We start from the raw sequence: 15,912 nt of genomic DNA, 5'->3' as shown, positions 1-15,912 counted from the left end.
TTCAGCATTCAGCATTCAGCATTCAGCATTCAGCATTCAGCATTCAGCATTCAGCATTCAGCATTCAGCATTCAGCATTCAGCAGCTAGCGTGGCGCCAGCGGCGCGCCTTTGGCAAAGTAATTTTTTATGCCGGCAAGAATGGCTTCGGCCACCTGATGCTGAAACTTTGTCGTGCGCAGCTTGCGCTCCTCTTCCAGATTGCTGATAAAAGCCGTTTCTACCAGGATAGAAGGAATATCTGGCGCTTTCAGAACGGCAAAGGCCGCCTGCTCCATCTTCTTTTTATGCAGATGGTTAATTTTGCCCATGTGCTTTAATACTTCGTTGCCAAACTTCAGGCTGTCGTTGACGGTCAGGCTTTGCACCATATCGAACATGGTATGGTCAAGATAGCGGTCGCCGCTCATGCTGACGCCGCCAATCAGATCCGATTCGTTTTGCGTTTGCGCCAGATAGCGCGCTGCGGTACTGGTCGCGCCTTTGGTCGACAGAGCAAAAACGGACGAGCCCCTTGCTGCCCTGCTGGTAAAAGCATCGGCATGAATTGAGACAAACAGATCGGCGCGTAGCCTGCGCGCTTTCGCCACCCTTACCTTTAGCGGAATAAACACGTCTTCGTTGCGCGTCATGTGCGCACGCATGTGGGGCTGCTTATCGATCAGCTGTTTCAGGCGCCGGGCAATTTTCAGCACTACGTCTTTTTCTTTGGTTTTATGCTTACCAATAGCGCCCGTATCTTCGCCACCGTGACCGGGATCGATCATGATGATAATTGGTCGATCTCTGCCTGCCTTACCGGGCAGCGGTGCCGAAACCGGCTGGCCGCTTTCCAAATCGCCTTTATTATAATCCTGTAAAAGCGCCAGCAGCGGATCGTCTTCATGGTTATGGCTGCGGGTGCCGCCGGGATAAAGATCCAGCACCAGCCTGTTTTTAATACCCGCCACCGGATCAAGCGTGAAGACCTTAGGCGTCACGCTTTGCTTGAGTTCCAGCACCAGCCGTACCGTATTGGGATCGAACTGGCCGACGCGCGCGTTTTTAATATAGGGATCGTCGCTGCGTACCAGATGCCCAACGTGGTTAAGAACATGATTCAGCTGCACGCCAGAGATATCCACCACCACGCGTTCGGGATGGCTTAGCGCAAACTGTTTATATTTCAGCGGGGTATTGGATTCCAGCGTAACGCGAGAATAGGTAGATGAAGGCCAGATGCGCACGGCGACAATATGGCTGGTCGCCGCCAGCCCCATTTTAGTGACGCTTAATAACAGCGCTGCGCCAGCGCCCTGTAACCATCGGCGTCGGTCGGGCGAAGGTAAATCAGACATGCCACTCCAGTAATAAAATTGCTGTTTTGTAGATAAAAAGGACATCAAAAAGCTACAAGGGACGAAAACTTTAGCGAATCCTGCTGGCGGTGTCACCCCTTAAAAGCCGTGCCTGCATACTCTGTTAAAGCAAAGCGGCAAGACCACAGCAGGCAAAGTACTGCTATGCACGGCAAGAGCGAGCAGCCAGAAGGCCATGAGTGAAATTTGCCTGCGCGCTCTGGCCTCCAGGTTAAATTTGTTACCACTCTGAGAAAATTGCTACTTGCGCCTGCGCGATAAAAGAATAAAAATACAGTTTTAGCGAATAATAATTCATAGAGGATTTGCCGTGAAGGAACGGAGTACCGAGCTGGTTCAGGGGTTTCGCCATACCGTGCCCTATATCAATGCCCATCGTGGTAAGACGTTCGTCATTATGCTGGGCGGCGAAGCCATCGAACACGAGAATTTCTCAAGCATCGTTAACGATATCGGCCTGCTGCATAGCCTGGGCATTCGTCTGGTCGTGGTGTATGGCGCCCGTCCACAGATTGACGCGAATCTGGCGGAGCACCAGCTGGAGCCGATTTACCACAAGCATACGCGCGTAACCGACGCGCAGTCGCTGGAACTGGTCAAGCAGGCCGCTGGCCGTTTACAGCTGGATATTACCGCTCGCCTTTCAATGAGCCTGAACAATACGCCGTTACAGGGCGCGCATATTAATGTGGTAAGCGGCAACTTTATTATCGCGCAGCCGCTGGGCGTCGATGACGGCGTGGACTACTGCCATAGCGGCCGCATTCGCCGTATCGACGAGGAAGCCATTCACCGCCAGCTGGACAGCGGCGCTATCGTGCTGCTTGGGCCAGTGGCGGTTTCCGTGACGGGCGAAAGCTTTAACCTGACGTCGGAAGAAGTGGCGACGCAGCTGGCTATCAAACTGAAAGCAGAAAAAATGATCGGTTTCTGCGCGGAACAGGGCGTAACTGACAGCGAAGGCGCGATTATTTCCGAGCTGTTTCCAAACGAAGCGCAGCAGCGCATTGCGGAACTGGAAGAGAGCAACGATTACCTCTCTTCCACGGTGCGTTTTCTGCGCGGCGCGGTCAAAGCCTGCCGCAGCGGCGTGCGTCGTAGCCATCTGATTAGCTATCAGGAAGACGGCACGCTACTTCAGGAACTGTTCTCGCGCGACGGCATCGGCACGCAAATTGTCATGGAAAGCGCCGAGCAGATTCGTCGCGCTACCATCAACGATATCGGCGGCATTCTGGAGCTGATCCGCCCGCTGGAGCAACAGGGTATTCTGGTACGCCGCTCGCGCGAGCAGCTGGAAATTGAAATCGATAAGTTTACGATTATCGAGCGTGACAATCTGACCATCGGCTGCGCGGCCCTCTACCCTTTCCCGGAAGAAAAAATTGGCGAAATGGCCTGCGTCGCGGTCCATCCCGACTATCGCAGTTCGTCACGCGGCGAAGCGCTGCTGGAACGCGTCGCGCTACAGGCTCGCCAGATGGGACTGAAAAAGCTGTTTGTGCTGACCACGCGTAGTATTCACTGGTTTCAGGAACGCGGCTTTACGCCGGTGGACATTGAAGAGCTGCCGGAAAGTAAAAAACAGATGTACAACTATCAGCGCCGCTCAAAGGTACTGATGGCGGATTTGAGTCATGCAAGAATGGCTTAGCTGCCTTAGCTAAAGCCACGCACAACCAGCCCCATGCTGTTTATGGCATGGGCATTTTTCAGGGCTATACGGGTTAAAAGGCGAAGTAAAATCAGCGAACCCCGGACAGCAGCTCAATTTGTAGGGATGGCATGTGAGCGCGGGCCTCTTGTAAAAGCGCGTCCCAGTCGTCGGGCGGATGGCCTGCTGCGAGCATTTTCGCAAAAATTTTGTATGCGTCCGTTTTGCTGTCGTAAGCACGCAGCGAGTGCTCGTCATTAACCCAGCCGAGTATCACCGTTTTATGCTGTTCGCTACAGCGATAAAACAGGCGAAACTGCTGTAAAAATTTGGCGCGGAACCAGTGTTTATGCTCATCGCCCAGCGTGCCGCCATGGCGAAACTGCGGCCCTAAAGGGTCCGCCGCGATGACCTCCCTGACGACTCGCGTTATTGCAGCCAGCAATTTCGTTGGCTTTTTCTTCCGGTATTCCTCCGGCTGGCTGGCTTTTAATGTCGCTACTTCCGCGACCAGCTGCATTAGCTGAGCCGTAAAGCAGGCGTGAAAATAGATCTTCCAGCCGTTAATTTCCAGATATTCCACGCTCTGCCTCCTGCTAGTCATCCGTGAGCGGCGCGTCTAAATCAACCTCAACTCCTGCGGTAAGCGCTGTAATATTGGCCCAGGCAGAAGCAGGGACAGGTTGAATACGCTGTGGGTTTTGTACCATGTCCTGTTCAAGAAAATGCAGGAATGAATCGATAACCGGATCCTCTCCCTGATGCTGCCGGGTCATAATCACGTTGCCGCCAGGCAGCAGCGAATACTCGATCACTTCTCCCGGCTTTAGCCGTAAGGCATCGCGAATGGCGGCGGGGATAGTGGTCTGGCTGCGTTCGGTAAGCCGGGACTCGGCACGCAGAGAGACTTCCGCCATATTTAAGAGCATGTTCTGTCTCCTCTGTTTTATCGGTCAGAAATAAGCAGGCTTACGCTATCGTAATGCAGTTGCATTGTACAATGCAACTGCATTACCTGCTCAGCGAACCGCCGGGCTGCAAGAAAATGTTCCACCCATACTCACAAGATGGACATCAATTGCTGCTGTTTACGTCAATAAAACGCGCGTAAAACAGCCAGCAACACATATCTCACAACGCTACGCTGTTTTCCTGTCCGCCAGCCGCTCCACCAGCCCGCTACGGCGGCGCGTACGCATTTTTATCGCGCTGTTCAGCACCTGGCTATCCGCATAAAGCGTTAACTGCTTCCTGGCGCGGGTTATCGCGGTATAAACCAGCTCGCGGGTTAAAACCGGTGCAAACTGGTTTGGCAGTACCAGCAGCGTGTGGTCAAACTCCGATCCCTGCGATTTATGCACGGTCATAGCATAAGCAGTTTCGTGCGGCGGCAAACGGCTGGGCTGCACGGCCCTGATGGTGCCGTCCGGCAGCGGGAAGAAGACTTTTAGCGCCCCTTCCGCATCGTTCATCGCAATGCCGATATCGCCGTTAAACAACCCCAGCGCGCTGTCGTTACGAGCAATCATCACCGGCCTGCCGATATACCATTTGCTGCCAGGCTGGCGCTGGACCAGCCGCTTTTTCTGTAACGCTGCCTCAATACGTTCATTCAGCCCAATCACGCCAAACGGCCCTTCACGTAACGCGCACAGCAGCTGAAAGCGGCCAAATGCCTCAATGACCTGACGCGGCTCGGCTTTTTGGGCCAGCTGGACCAGGTAGTCCCGGTAGCCTTCTACGCTGGCATCCAGCAGATGCTGATACTCGGCGCTGCTGTTTAATGCATAACGAACGATATCGGAGAAATCAGCGCTGAAGACCTTTTCAACCAGGCGTACTTCCCCGGCGTTTACCGCCAGTGCCAGCTGGCCAATGCCCGAAGAGGCATCAAAACGGTAGCTTTTGCGCAGCAGGCAAATGCTGTCGCGTACCGCTGGGGCCAGTTGATCTTCTTTGCTTTCGATATCGCAGCCGGTCAGGCGCATCAGCATTGCCGCACGTTCACTGCTGTAGCCGGATTCCGCGCAGTGGCAGATATCGCCCAGCACCGCTCCCGCCTCTACCGAAGCGAGCTGATCGCGGTCGCCCAGGAAAATCACCCGGGCATGAGGCGGTAGCGCGGCAATCAGGTTAGCCATCATCGGCAGATCGACCATGGAAGCTTCATCCACCACCAGTAAATCCAGATGCAGCGGATTGCCCACGTGATAGCGCATCCGCTGGCTGCCGGGCACCGCGCCAAGCAGGCGGTGCAGCGTGGTGGCCTCCGTTGGGAAGCGCTGTTTTTCCGCGTCGCTAACGTCCAGCTGCTGCAAAGCTTTACCTAAAGATTCGGTCAGCCGTGCCGCCGCTTTGCCCGTCGGCGCAGCCAAACGTATACGCAGCGAACCTGCGGAAAGCTCCAGCAGCGTTGCCAGCAGTTTGGCTACCGTAGTGGTTTTGCCCGTGCCCGGCCCACCGGAAATGACGGCAATTTGTCTGGTTATCGCCACGGCGGCGGCAATTTTCTGCCAGTTATCGGGCTGTTCGCCAAAATGTCTGTCCAGCGCCGCACGCAGCTGCCGCTCGTCAAATTCCGTATGCGCTTCACGGACGATAAACTGTGCGACTTTGCCTTCAGACTGCCACATACGATGCAGATAGAGCCGCTGCTGATGCAGTACCAGCGGCGTTGCCGCCGAACCATCGCCGACAGCCTGCGCCGTGGAAAGTAAATGGTGCCAGTCGGGTTCGCCAGCGGCCTGCCAGAGCTGGCCCGCCAGTTCCGGATGACGGCCGCCAAACAGCAGCGATTCACTAAGATGGGCCAGCGGCAGACAGACGTGGCCTTCGCCCGCCTCGGCGCTGACGCAGGCCGCAGCCAGCATCAACGCAGGATCATCGCCTGCTACCATGCGGGCAAACTGCACGTCCAGCGGACGCAGTAGCCGTGCCTCACAGGCATTAAGCAGTAGTTGCGCTATGGCCATAGTTCCTCCTGAAACTCTCCGGCAAACAGGGCGTCGAGCGAGCGGACAAAAGCCGCATCGGGACAGGTACGGAAGATGCCGTTTTCACTTGCTGTGCCTTCCACGCCACGCAGAAACAGATAGATAACGCCGCCAAAATGTTCCTGATAGTCGTAGTCAGCCAGTCGATGGCGCAGATAACGGTGCAGCGCCAGCGTATAAAGCTGATATTGCAGATCGTAGCGGTGCGCGCGCATCGCTTCCGCCATCGCTTCTGGCGTGTAGTGCTCGCCGGATTCGCCCAGCCAGTTGGATTTGTAATCCAGCAGATAATATTTGCCCTGCCAGCGAAACACCAGATCGATAAAGCCCTTCAGCATTCCCTGCACCTGCTGGAAGTTAAGCGCAGGACAGCCAGCGGAGAGCGGATCGTAGTGATGTGCCAGCCTGTCCAGCTTTTCCGCGCTGAGCATTTGCTGAACAGGCAGATAGAACTGTAGCTCGACCTGGCGGCTTTCTGTCGGCAGCTGATTTAAACTGACGCCGGTTTCATTGAGCGGCGTGGCTAACACATTTTCCAGCCACTGTTTCATTACCGGCAGCCATGCCTCGCTCAGGCCCTGCCCGGCCAGCTGCTCGCTGAGCCAGGTTTCATCAATCGGCTGGGTGAAGTCGAGATTTTCAAACAGACCGTGCAAAAAAGTGCCTGGCGCAGCGCCACGGGGAAAAGCGTGCGGCGTCAGCTGTCCGGCCTGCTGGCCCTGCGCTTCGCCAGCCGCATCCACGTCCAGGCGCGGCAGCAGATCTAACGTCATGGACGGCCCATGCTGCTGCAGGCCAGAATAGCTGGTTACCCGCCATTCGTCCCGCAGCTGGCGCGAGAGGGCTTTACTGCTAAGCGACTCCGCAATGTGCCGCTCCGGCTGCCAGGGCGCGCTTTCTGGCGTCTCCGCCAGCACCGTTTCCACCGCGTCATTTTGTAGCGCAAGCATCTGCTCGCGCAGGCCTGCGGCATCGGCCGGTTCGCCCTGCTGCAACAGCCAGCCAGCCGCACTGCGATGCAGATCGCTACTGCCTTCTTTTTTACGGTTGCCTTTGATCAGCGGGGCGATGCCTACGCTACAGTGATAGACCGATCGCGTTAACGCCACATACAGCAGGCGTAAATCTTCCGCAAGACGCTCCTCTTCGGCCAGCTCAATACTTTGTGCATCGTCGCGCAGATCCAGCAGCGCCTGGTAGCTTTCCCTGTCGTGATAGATGCCCGTCGCCGCCTCGCGATAGTTGGCGATAAACGGCAGCCAGACCAGCGGATACTGTAGCCCTTTCGATTTATGGATAGTGACGATTTGTACCAGATGGCGATCGCTTTCCAGCCGCAGCTGCTGGCTGGCGGACTGGCCGTTAGGCTGCGCCACCTCCTGCGCCAGCCAGCGAACCAGCGCGTGTTCACTGTCGAGCGCGGCAGAAGCCTCCTGCAACAGCTCGCCCAGATGGAGCAAATCGGTAAGGCGGCGCTCGCCGCTTTCTGAAGCCAGCAGGTTTTCTGCAATCTGCCGGTTCACCATCAGCTCGCGCAGCATCGGCAGGACGCCGCGCTTCAGCCAGCGCTGGCGATAGCGGTCAAACTCATCAACCAGCGCATCCCATTTGCGTTCATCTTCGCTTAGCGCCTGCAGGCCTGGCGCGTCCAGCCCAAAAATACTGGTGGCCAGCGCGCTACGCAGAATACGCTCCTGCTCCGGTGCCAGCACCGCCTGCAGCAGCCACAGCATCTCCCGCGCTTCCTGAGTTGCAAAGACGCTGTCGCGGTTAGAGAGATAAACGGAGGGAATATTCAGGCCGTTGAGCGCCTCGCGGACGATCGCCGCCTCGTTGCGGCTACGTACCAGCACGGTGATATCGGACGCCTGCACGGGACGTAAATCTTCGCCCTTGCCAATCAGCGCAGCGCCCTGTTGCCCGGCGCTCAGCCAGCGACAGATATCCGCCGCACACTGCCGGGCCATAAACTGCTGATATTCCGCCACGCCAACCCCTTCGCCTGGCTGTAGCCAGAAGCGCAGCGCGGGCTGTGGTTTGCCCGCAATCGTAAACCGCAGCGCGGCATTGGGCGCGGCAGGCTCAACGGTAAGAAAAGGGATCTCGCTGAACAGAAAAGGATTCTGCACGCGGGAAAAGAGTTGGTTAACGCCGTTTACCATCCATGGCGAAGAGCGCCAGTTAGTTTCCAGCGTGTAGTGCGCACTGACTTCGCTACGCGCTTTCATATAGGTGAAAATATCCGCACCGCGAAAAGCGTAAATAGCCTGTTTGGGATCGCCAATCAGCAGCAGCGCGTTGTCGGGCTGCTGGCCGTAAAGCGCGCGGAAAATCCGGTACTGCTGCGGGTCGGTATCCTGAAACTCATCGATTAGCGCCACCGGATAGCGGTTGCGGATTGCCTGCGCCAGCGCTTCGCCGCCGGGCTGTTGCAACGCATGATCGAGCCTGCCCAGCAGATCGTCAAAGCCCAACAGCGCGTTGATGCGTTTCTCTTTCTGCGTAGCGTCACGAATTTCCTGTAGCGCGGTGGCAATCACCAAATCGCGCAGAGAGAGCGGCTCCGCCAGAAAACGGTCGATTTCCGTAAACAGGCTGTGCTGCGGCGCTTCGCCTTTTTTGGTTTTTTCATGCAGCACACGCTGGCCAAAGCGCTCCAGCTCCTTCGGGAAAAGGTAATCCAGCGTTTCCGCCATCGCCCATTCGTTCAGCTTATCCAGCCAGTTAGGTAAGTGCTTGCTGCTGTAGCTGCGCTTGTCGACGCCCGACTGCGAGATCAGATCGTGCAGATTATCGGCCGCCCGCCACGCGGCTTTTAGCTGGTCAATCTGCGCGATAATTTTGTTGTGGCGCTCGGCAAAGGTTTCCTGCATGTCGAGCGGATACTTCAGCTGCGGCGCTTCACCGTTCAGCCAGGGCGATAGCGTTGCCAGCAGCTGCTCCGGTCCCTGCCACATTTGGGTCATCACTCTGGCTATCGGCAGCGGCAGCGGATAGCAGTAGCGTCGCCAGAAATCGGCGGCAGCCTGGCGGCGTAGCGGGAACTCATCCTCAATCAGCTTTTGCTCAAACAGCATGCCTGATTCGAAAGCGTTCATATTGAGCATGCGCTGGCAAAAACCGTGAATGGTAAAGATCCCCGCGTCATCCATCTGCCTTTCCGCCGCCAGCAGCTGTGCGGCAGCCTGCGGCAAGTCATCTATTTCCGCCAGCAGCTGCGCCAGCACGCCGTCGGAAGTATGACCGCGCACGCAGGCAATCCGTAGCTTATGGATGTTTTCACGGATACGACCGCGCAGTTCCGCCGTGGCGGCTTCCGTAAAGGTTACAACCAGAATTTCTTCAACGGACAACGGCCGCGCAAACGCGGCCTCTTTGCCCAGGCCTAACAGTAGCCGCAGGTAAAGCAGCCCGATGGTAAAGGTTTTCCCCGTACCCGCCGAGGCTTCTATCAGCCTTTCCCCCTGCAACGGCAGCGTTAAAGGGTCGAGACGCTGAACCTTCATTTATCGCTTTTTACCGGGAAAGATTGCTGTAACCTGGCCACTTCCTGCCAGGTTTTAAAGCCTTCAGGCGCGGCATAGTCCGCCTTATCGTGCTGACTACCGGAAATCTGCGACAGCAGCGTCAGTCCCTGCGGCTTGATGACCGCGTCGTGGAAAAAGGTCGCCAGCTTTTCGGGCGTCAGCGCCTGGATGCTGGCAATCACTTTTTCACGGGTATCAAAGCTGTAGTTTTCACGGTTGAAATCCTTGCTGTAGCGGCCCGCCTCCTCATCCAGGGTCTGCGGACGCTGCTTCAGTTCGTTGATCATCGCCGTCTGATACTGCGCGAAATCCTCTTTGCTTATCTCGCGCAGGCGCTTTTCCGCCGTCGGATAGAAGGCCTGGAAACGCTTCAGCAAATAAGCGGGCTGCTTAACGTTGCTCTGCAACAGGAAGCCGATACCCCACTGACGCCCAACCGGCATCTGGAAAGCGAAGACCGCATAGCCCAGCTGTTCTTCGGTGCGCAGCTGGTTATAGAACCACGGCTGCACGATCTGGCTGAGCATGGCGCTGCTGGCGATGCTGTCGTGTTCGGCATAGCCCAGCGGCACATAGAGCGCGGCCAGCGCAGAATCCGTGCTGCTGCCGGCCTGTTGCAGATTGGCGTTGGTTGGCTTATCAATCTGCAAATACTGGCTGCGCCACTCGCTCTGGCCTTCGCAGTTCAGCTGTTTTTTCAGCGAGGCGGCCAGCGTCTTCACGCTTTCCGGCGTCATATTGCCGACTACCAGCAGTTCTGGCGTGGCGTTTTTCAGCAGCATCTCGCGGTAGGCTTTTAAATCTTCCAGCGTAATGCCGGCCACCAGCTTGCGGCGCTCGCTGCGTTGGGTATAGGGCAGTTGCGACAGCATCTGCGCAGGCTGAATTGCCAGCTCAAACGCCTTGCCCTTTTCCGCCGCATCCAGGCGTTCAAGGTACCAGGATTTCGCCTGATCCAGCTGCTGCTGCGTAGGCTGATAGCTAACGTACTCTTTCAGCAGCGCCTGCATAAGTTCCGGCAGGTGCTGGGTAAAGCCGCTGGCGTTAAAGGTCACGCCGTCATTTTCGCTGGTAGAGAAGCTGATACCGCCGACGGAAGCCTGCGAATTCAGCTCATCCAGCGCCTGGCCCGCCAGATAGTCGTTCATGCCGAACAACACCTGGTTTTTGGCCGTGCTCATGGCATTTTTGTTGCGCAGCGCCAGCGTGATGTTGGCCTTAGGATCGTCCGCGTAAAAGCGGCTCGGCATATAAAACGCTCGCAGGTCCGGCTGGTTAATCAGCGCCTGCGGACGGTCATACTGCTTTGCCCCTTTAATCAGCGAAAAATCATCAGGAATATAAGGATTTAGTACGGGCAGCGACAGCGAGATTTTCGCACTTTCTGCCTGCCACTGCGCAAAACGCTGCGGCGTAATGTGGTCAACCTGGTAAGGCGCATCGACAAAGTAAGCGACTTTGTTGTGTGGTTCCGTTGGGCTGATAAACCAGATACGGGCGTTTTCAGGCGTCATGCCGTCCAGCCGCGCCTTGATAGCCTGCGGATCGTACTGGTCGGCAATATAAGGCGCTACCAGCGTATCGGCGACCGGCACGCGCAGCATGGTATCCACCAGCCATTCGATGTAGTCCATATCGCGCGTGATTGAGGGATAGCGGAAATCCAGATCCAGCACGTGCGCCACCTCATCAAAATAGCGCTTGTCGATGCCTTCGCTGCGCAGCTTGTTAAGATAGCTAAACACGGCGGCAATCACTTCGTCGCGATTCGCCTGGCCTTTGTCGGTCAGCGAGATAGAAATAGAGAAAATCCCGCCGTTGCGGTCAATAACCGGATCGGCACCGGCATCGATCGAATCGGCCAGGCCGTTGCTTTGTAGCCAGTCGGAAAGCGTATTTTTACTGCGGTTGCCAAGCAGATAAGCCACCAGCGTATCGGTCTTGCTGCGGAATTTGTCGCTGTTGTTGTCGATACGGAATTCAATTCTTACCTGCTTGCGCGGCTGCGCGGGCACGTAGTGAATAATGATACCTTTTTGCTGGTCAGTGACCACCGGTACGGTAATGGCGGGCACCGTCGCGTTGTGGTTTTCCACCCGGCCAAAGGTTTCCACGGCAATTTTTTGCAGTTCGCTCAGCGGCTTGTTGCTGTAAATCACCGCTTTCATCAGGTTGGCGGAGTAGTAGCGATGGTAAAACGCCGTTAGCGCGTCGTGCAGCTTGCTGTCCGGCTTGTCTTTCAGCGTTTCTAAATTCCCGCCAGCGAACAGGGAAGCCGGGTGCGCCGGATTAAGCGTCTCCGCACCAACCTGCGCCATACGCAGGCCATCACGGGAGCGCGCCATAGTCAGCTCGGCGTTGACCGCATGGCGCTCGCGATCGGCATTAACGGGGTCAAGCAGCGGCTCGGCAATGGCGTCGGCCAGCCGGTCTACCGCCGGTTCCAGCGCGTCGTTTTCCACTTCCAGATAAAAAGCCGTGCGGTAGGATGCGGTGCTGGCATTGTGGCTGCCGCCATGCTTTTTCAGAAATTCGGCCAGGTTATCCGGCTGCGGATAACGCTTTGATCCCATCAGCAGCATATGCTCCAGATAGTGTGCCAGCCCCTGCTGGTTGCGTGGGCTTTCCAGCGAGCCGACCGGCAAGGTGAGCGCCGAAAGAGATTTGGTCGCCTGCGGATCGGAAACCAGCAGTACCGTCATGCCGTTATCCAGCCTGATCGCCTGATACTGACGCGGATCTTTTTCACTTTTACGGATCGCTTCAGGAACGGCCTGCCAGCCTGATTGCGCCTGCGACAGCGGGCTCCAGAAGGTAAAAAGCAGAAACAGGGTGGTAAAGCAGACTGCATAACGACGCATTCAAACTCCTCGACAAGCTAACGTTCTTGCTGTCGCGCGGCTTAAGACGGCGACAGGTAAACTGTTTACCCTAAAAATTCCGCTGACGGGCATCAGCGGACAGAAAAATAGCCAAAGTTGGTTATAAAGTAACACTACAGGATGTCTCAGTTAATGTCATTCATCCGCAACAGCGGCAGCAGCCAGACTTCGGCGTTGTAGATGATCTGTTGTAGCGTGGTATCGTCCAGCGTGCGAAACAGCCTCGCCAGATAAGGATCGCTGCCCTCACCTTCTATCTGCATGTTTCCCTGCCACGCCTGCAACAGCTTATTGCGCGCTTTTATCTGCGTCGCCTCGTCGTAAGAGAGCGCCGCCGTCTTCTCGTCATAGCTGGCCTCCAGCCACGCGCCGCCAGTTTTGGGCAGCAAGAGCAAAGGCGAGCGCATGCCCTCTTTATAACCGCTGATATAGCGTTCAAGCCAGGCGCTGGCGTCAGGGGCCGAAAGCGGAGGAAACTGCCAGCGGCTCTCTTTACGACCATACATGCGGCTGGTACCGCTACCACCCTGTACGCAGTAAACCAGGTGCTCCAGCCACAGCGAAAGCCCGTCGGTAAAGTTAAGGTGGCCGGGCCGCCAGCGCAGCAGGCCATCGTCCTGCACGGCGGGCAGCCAGCCGTTAAGCTGCAGGCCGCCAGCCTGGATATTGATTTCCTGACTCCCGGATGCCTGACGCTGCTCGCGCACTATGCCAGCCAGCTCGCTCATATCCGCCAGCTGATCCTGCCAGAAGAGCTCGCCCCATGCGCCATACGGCAGATTTCCCGCTGCGCGATGCCTGTCGAACAGCGGTTCGCCCGACTCGCCTTCAATCAGGGCGTTCAGCAGCTGGGTATTAAGCTGATAGCGGCTGAGGTTGTCCAGCGTAAAGGGTTCGGCATCCGGCAATTCGGTATCTTCCGCGCTGAAGCTGACGCCCAGTCGCTGGCTGAAAAAAGCGCGCACCGGATGACGCCAGAACTGCAGCAGCCGATCGAAATTGAGCTCCTCAATCGTCAGTTCCGGCAGCGCCTGCATAAAGGGTGGATGCGGTACGCCGCTGGCCTTAGCCGCCGGTAGCCACTCCGCCGCATAGCTTTGATAGCGGGCCTGCGGCTGGAAGTTTTCGGCGGCAAACGGCATGCGGCTGTGCAAATGATGCAGATGGGCGATAACCGCCGCCGCGCTGCTGTCCACGTCTTTTTCCCTGTCTTCCGGCAGGCAAAAGCTCTGGCTGATATATTCCATCAGTTCGCTGACCAGCACGGAGGGAAAACGTTCCGAGTTGTCCTGTATGGTCCGGCCGATATAGCTGATATAGAGCTGCTGCTGCGCTGAGTTGATCGCTTCCAGAAACAGGTAGCGATCGTCATCGCGGCGGCTACGGTCGCCTTTTTTCGGCTGCTGGCTCATCAGGTCAAATCCCGGTGGCGGCAGCGTGCGCGGGTAAACGCCGTCGTTCATGCCCAGCAGGCATACCACCTTAAAGGGGATGGAGCGCATCGGCATCAGCGTACAGAAGTTAACGGGTCCGGCCAGAAAGCGCTGGCTGATACGCTCCTGATCCAGCCTGGCGCGCAGCTCGTCGCGCAGCAGCGACAGCGGGATAGCCTGCTGATACTCCGCCTGAATACCGTAGCTGATAGCGGCTCGCCACTGCTCTTCAATCAGCGCCAGCGCCGCTTCGGCATCGGCATCCCCGGCGAAAAAGTCATCCAGCAGCTCCCGGCACAGCGGTAGCCAGCTTTCCAGCTCTCTGGCGGTGCCTAGCCGCTCGCGCCAGCGGCGCAGCTGCATCAACAGTTCTGCCAGATGCCCTACCAGTTCAGCAATCAGGCCACTGGATTCGTCATAAGGCAGTACGCCCTGCCAGTGCCCGATATCGCTGTGCATCGCATAGCCCAGCAGCATCCTCGTCAGACCGAACTGCCAGGTGTGCTGTCCGGTTGGCGGCAGATCCAGCTCGCGAACCGTATCGTCGTCCAGCCCCCAGCGGATGCCGCACTCGCCCACCCAGTGGCGCAGACGCCGCAGTCCCTCTTCATCTATAGCAAAGCGGTTGGCCAGCGCCGGAACTTCCAGCAGCGCCAGAACGCTTTCGGACGTAAAACGGCTGTCGGGCAGGCTCAGCAGCGAAATAAACGCCTGCAAAGCGGGATGCGCCTGGCTGGCGCGACGGTCGGAAATGGCGAACGGCAGATAGCGGTCGCCTGGCGCGTTACCAAACACGGCCTGGATAAAAGGCGTATAGGCGTCGATATCCGCCACCATCACGATGATATCCCGTGGCGAAAGCTGCGGATCGTTAGCCATAAGCTCCAGCAGGCGATCCTGTAAAACCTCAACTTCACGCTGCGGACTGTGGCAAAGATGCACGGTTAACGACTGGTCGGCAGGATCCAGCACGCGCTTGCGCAGGCTGTTTTCCCACTCTTCGCGTTTCAGCCCGATAACCGCATTGTCTTCCAGCTCCAGCAGATCGTACTGGAGCGTTTGCAATAGCGTAACCGGCTCAATATCGACAAAGGCGTCGATTTCGCGGCACTCCATCTGCGCCAGCAAAAACAGGTTGTCGCGCCCGAGCTTGCCCCAGGAAGCCAGCAGCGGGTTGCTCAGCTGCTGTTCGCCCGCTTCGTTAAACAGGCTGGATGCATCTTCCTGGCGAAACAGCGTGCTTTGTCGCTGCTCTTTAAAGTGTTCTCTGCGGCGGCTTTGCAGCTTAGCTAAAAAAGCGTAGTCCTGAATATCACCCCAGTAATGGCGGCAAGGGTTGGTGAACAGCAGATGAACATCGATATGCTTGCCCAGCGCCTGTAAAGCCTGTAGATAAACCGGCGGTAGCGCGGAAATGCCACAGATAAACACGCGATCCGGCAGGCCAGGCGGTCGGGTCGCGCTATTTTCCAGCGTGGAAATAAAGCGTGCATAAAGATTGGCGCGGTGCCATTCCGACTGGCCCAGTTCACGGTTGTAGGCCACCAGCTCCGCCCACAGCGGTGCCTGCCACAGCTGCGCTTCGCCCAGGCCATCAATGTGCTGACCTCTTTCCCAGCTGTTAAGCCATTCAGAACGGTACACCAGATACTGGTCATACAGATCGGCCACGCGTGAGGCAAGCTGAAACAGCTTGCGCTGGTCTTCGTCGTCGGAGAGATAGTGGCTGAGCATGGCAAATTCCGGGCGCGGCAGCATTTTCGGCAGCAGCGTCATCAGCTTCCAGCTCATACTGGATTTGTTAAACGCGCTCTCTTTTGGAATGCCCGGCAGCACGCGGATAAACATATCCCAGATAAAAGAAGCAGGCAGCGGAAAAGCGATGTTGGCGGCAATGCCGAACTGGCTGGCCAGCGACATTTGTAGCCACTGCGCCATGCCCGGACTCTGTACCAGTACCACTTCTGACTGAAAGGGATCGCGCAGCGGCTGGTTTTCGATATGAAACGCCGCCAGCGTTTTCAGCAGGTCCAGCTGATTTGAGTGATAAACGGTAAACATGCCTG

8 protein-coding genes are annotated in these 15,912 nt (G+C 57.0%); 1 reads left to right on the top strand and 7 read right to left on the bottom strand.

The window, feature by feature from the left end; translation table 11 throughout:
• Positions 1-85: 85 nt before the first annotated feature.
• A complete protein-coding gene (amiC, locus tag KUE00_RS11980; protein WP_246760114.1) occupies positions 86-1,336 on the bottom strand; it encodes an N-acetylmuramoyl-L-alanine amidase AmiC in 1,251 nt (416 codons plus the stop codon).
• A gap of 331 nt (positions 1,337-1,667) precedes the next feature.
• Here amiC and argA point away from each other — a divergent pair, with 331 nt between their 5' ends.
• Positions 1,668-3,011: an amino-acid N-acetyltransferase gene (argA, locus tag KUE00_RS11975; protein WP_246760113.1), complete on the top strand. Its 1,344-nt coding sequence runs from the start codon at positions 1,668-1,670 to the stop codon at positions 3,009-3,011.
• Positions 3,012-3,102: 91 nt separating this feature from the next.
• On the opposite strand, the gene KUE00_RS11970 is transcribed toward argA, so the two are convergent.
• From KUE00_RS11970 to recC, 6 genes are all read right to left on the bottom strand, one after another.
• A complete protein-coding gene (locus KUE00_RS11970; protein WP_246760112.1) occupies positions 3,103-3,594 on the bottom strand; it encodes a type II toxin-antitoxin system YhaV family toxin in 492 nt (163 codons plus the stop codon).
• 13 nt (positions 3,595-3,607) lie between these two features.
• Positions 3,608-3,940 (bottom strand): type II toxin-antitoxin system PrlF family antitoxin, encoded by a 333-nt coding sequence (locus KUE00_RS11965; RefSeq protein ID WP_246760111.1) that lies wholly within the window; start codon positions 3,938-3,940, stop codon positions 3,608-3,610.
• Positions 3,941-4,150: 210 nt separating this feature from the next.
• On the bottom strand, positions 4,151-5,983 hold the full coding sequence (recD, locus tag KUE00_RS11960) for an exodeoxyribonuclease V subunit alpha (RefSeq protein WP_246760110.1): 1,833 nt from the start codon (positions 5,981-5,983) through the stop codon (positions 4,151-4,153).
• The gene (gene recB / locus KUE00_RS11955) at positions 5,974-9,510 is read right to left on the bottom strand and encodes an exodeoxyribonuclease V subunit beta (RefSeq protein WP_246760109.1); all 3,537 of its coding nucleotides are present in this window, start codon (positions 9,508-9,510) and stop codon (positions 5,974-5,976) included. The genes recD and recB overlap by 10 nt, the downstream gene beginning before the upstream one ends.
• On the bottom strand, positions 9,507-12,392 hold the full coding sequence (ptrA, locus tag KUE00_RS11950) for a pitrilysin (RefSeq protein ID WP_246760108.1): 2,886 nt from the start codon (positions 12,390-12,392) through the stop codon (positions 9,507-9,509). Before ptrA ends, recB begins: the two co-directional genes overlap by 4 nt.
• 146 nt (positions 12,393-12,538) lie before the next feature.
• Positions 12,539-15,907, bottom strand: a complete 3,369-nt coding sequence (gene recC, locus KUE00_RS11945; RefSeq protein ID WP_246760107.1) for an exodeoxyribonuclease V subunit gamma — start codon at positions 15,905-15,907, stop codon at positions 12,539-12,541.
• Between the last annotated feature and the right edge of the window lie 5 nt (positions 15,908-15,912).

It is taken from the genome of Erwinia phyllosphaerae, assembly GCF_019132875.1.
GTDB classification, from domain to species: domain Bacteria; phylum Pseudomonadota; class Gammaproteobacteria; order Enterobacterales; family Enterobacteriaceae; genus Erwinia; species Erwinia phyllosphaerae.
Note: the sequence above shows the minus strand (reverse complement) of the source record. Positions and strands in the feature narration are given on the sequence as shown.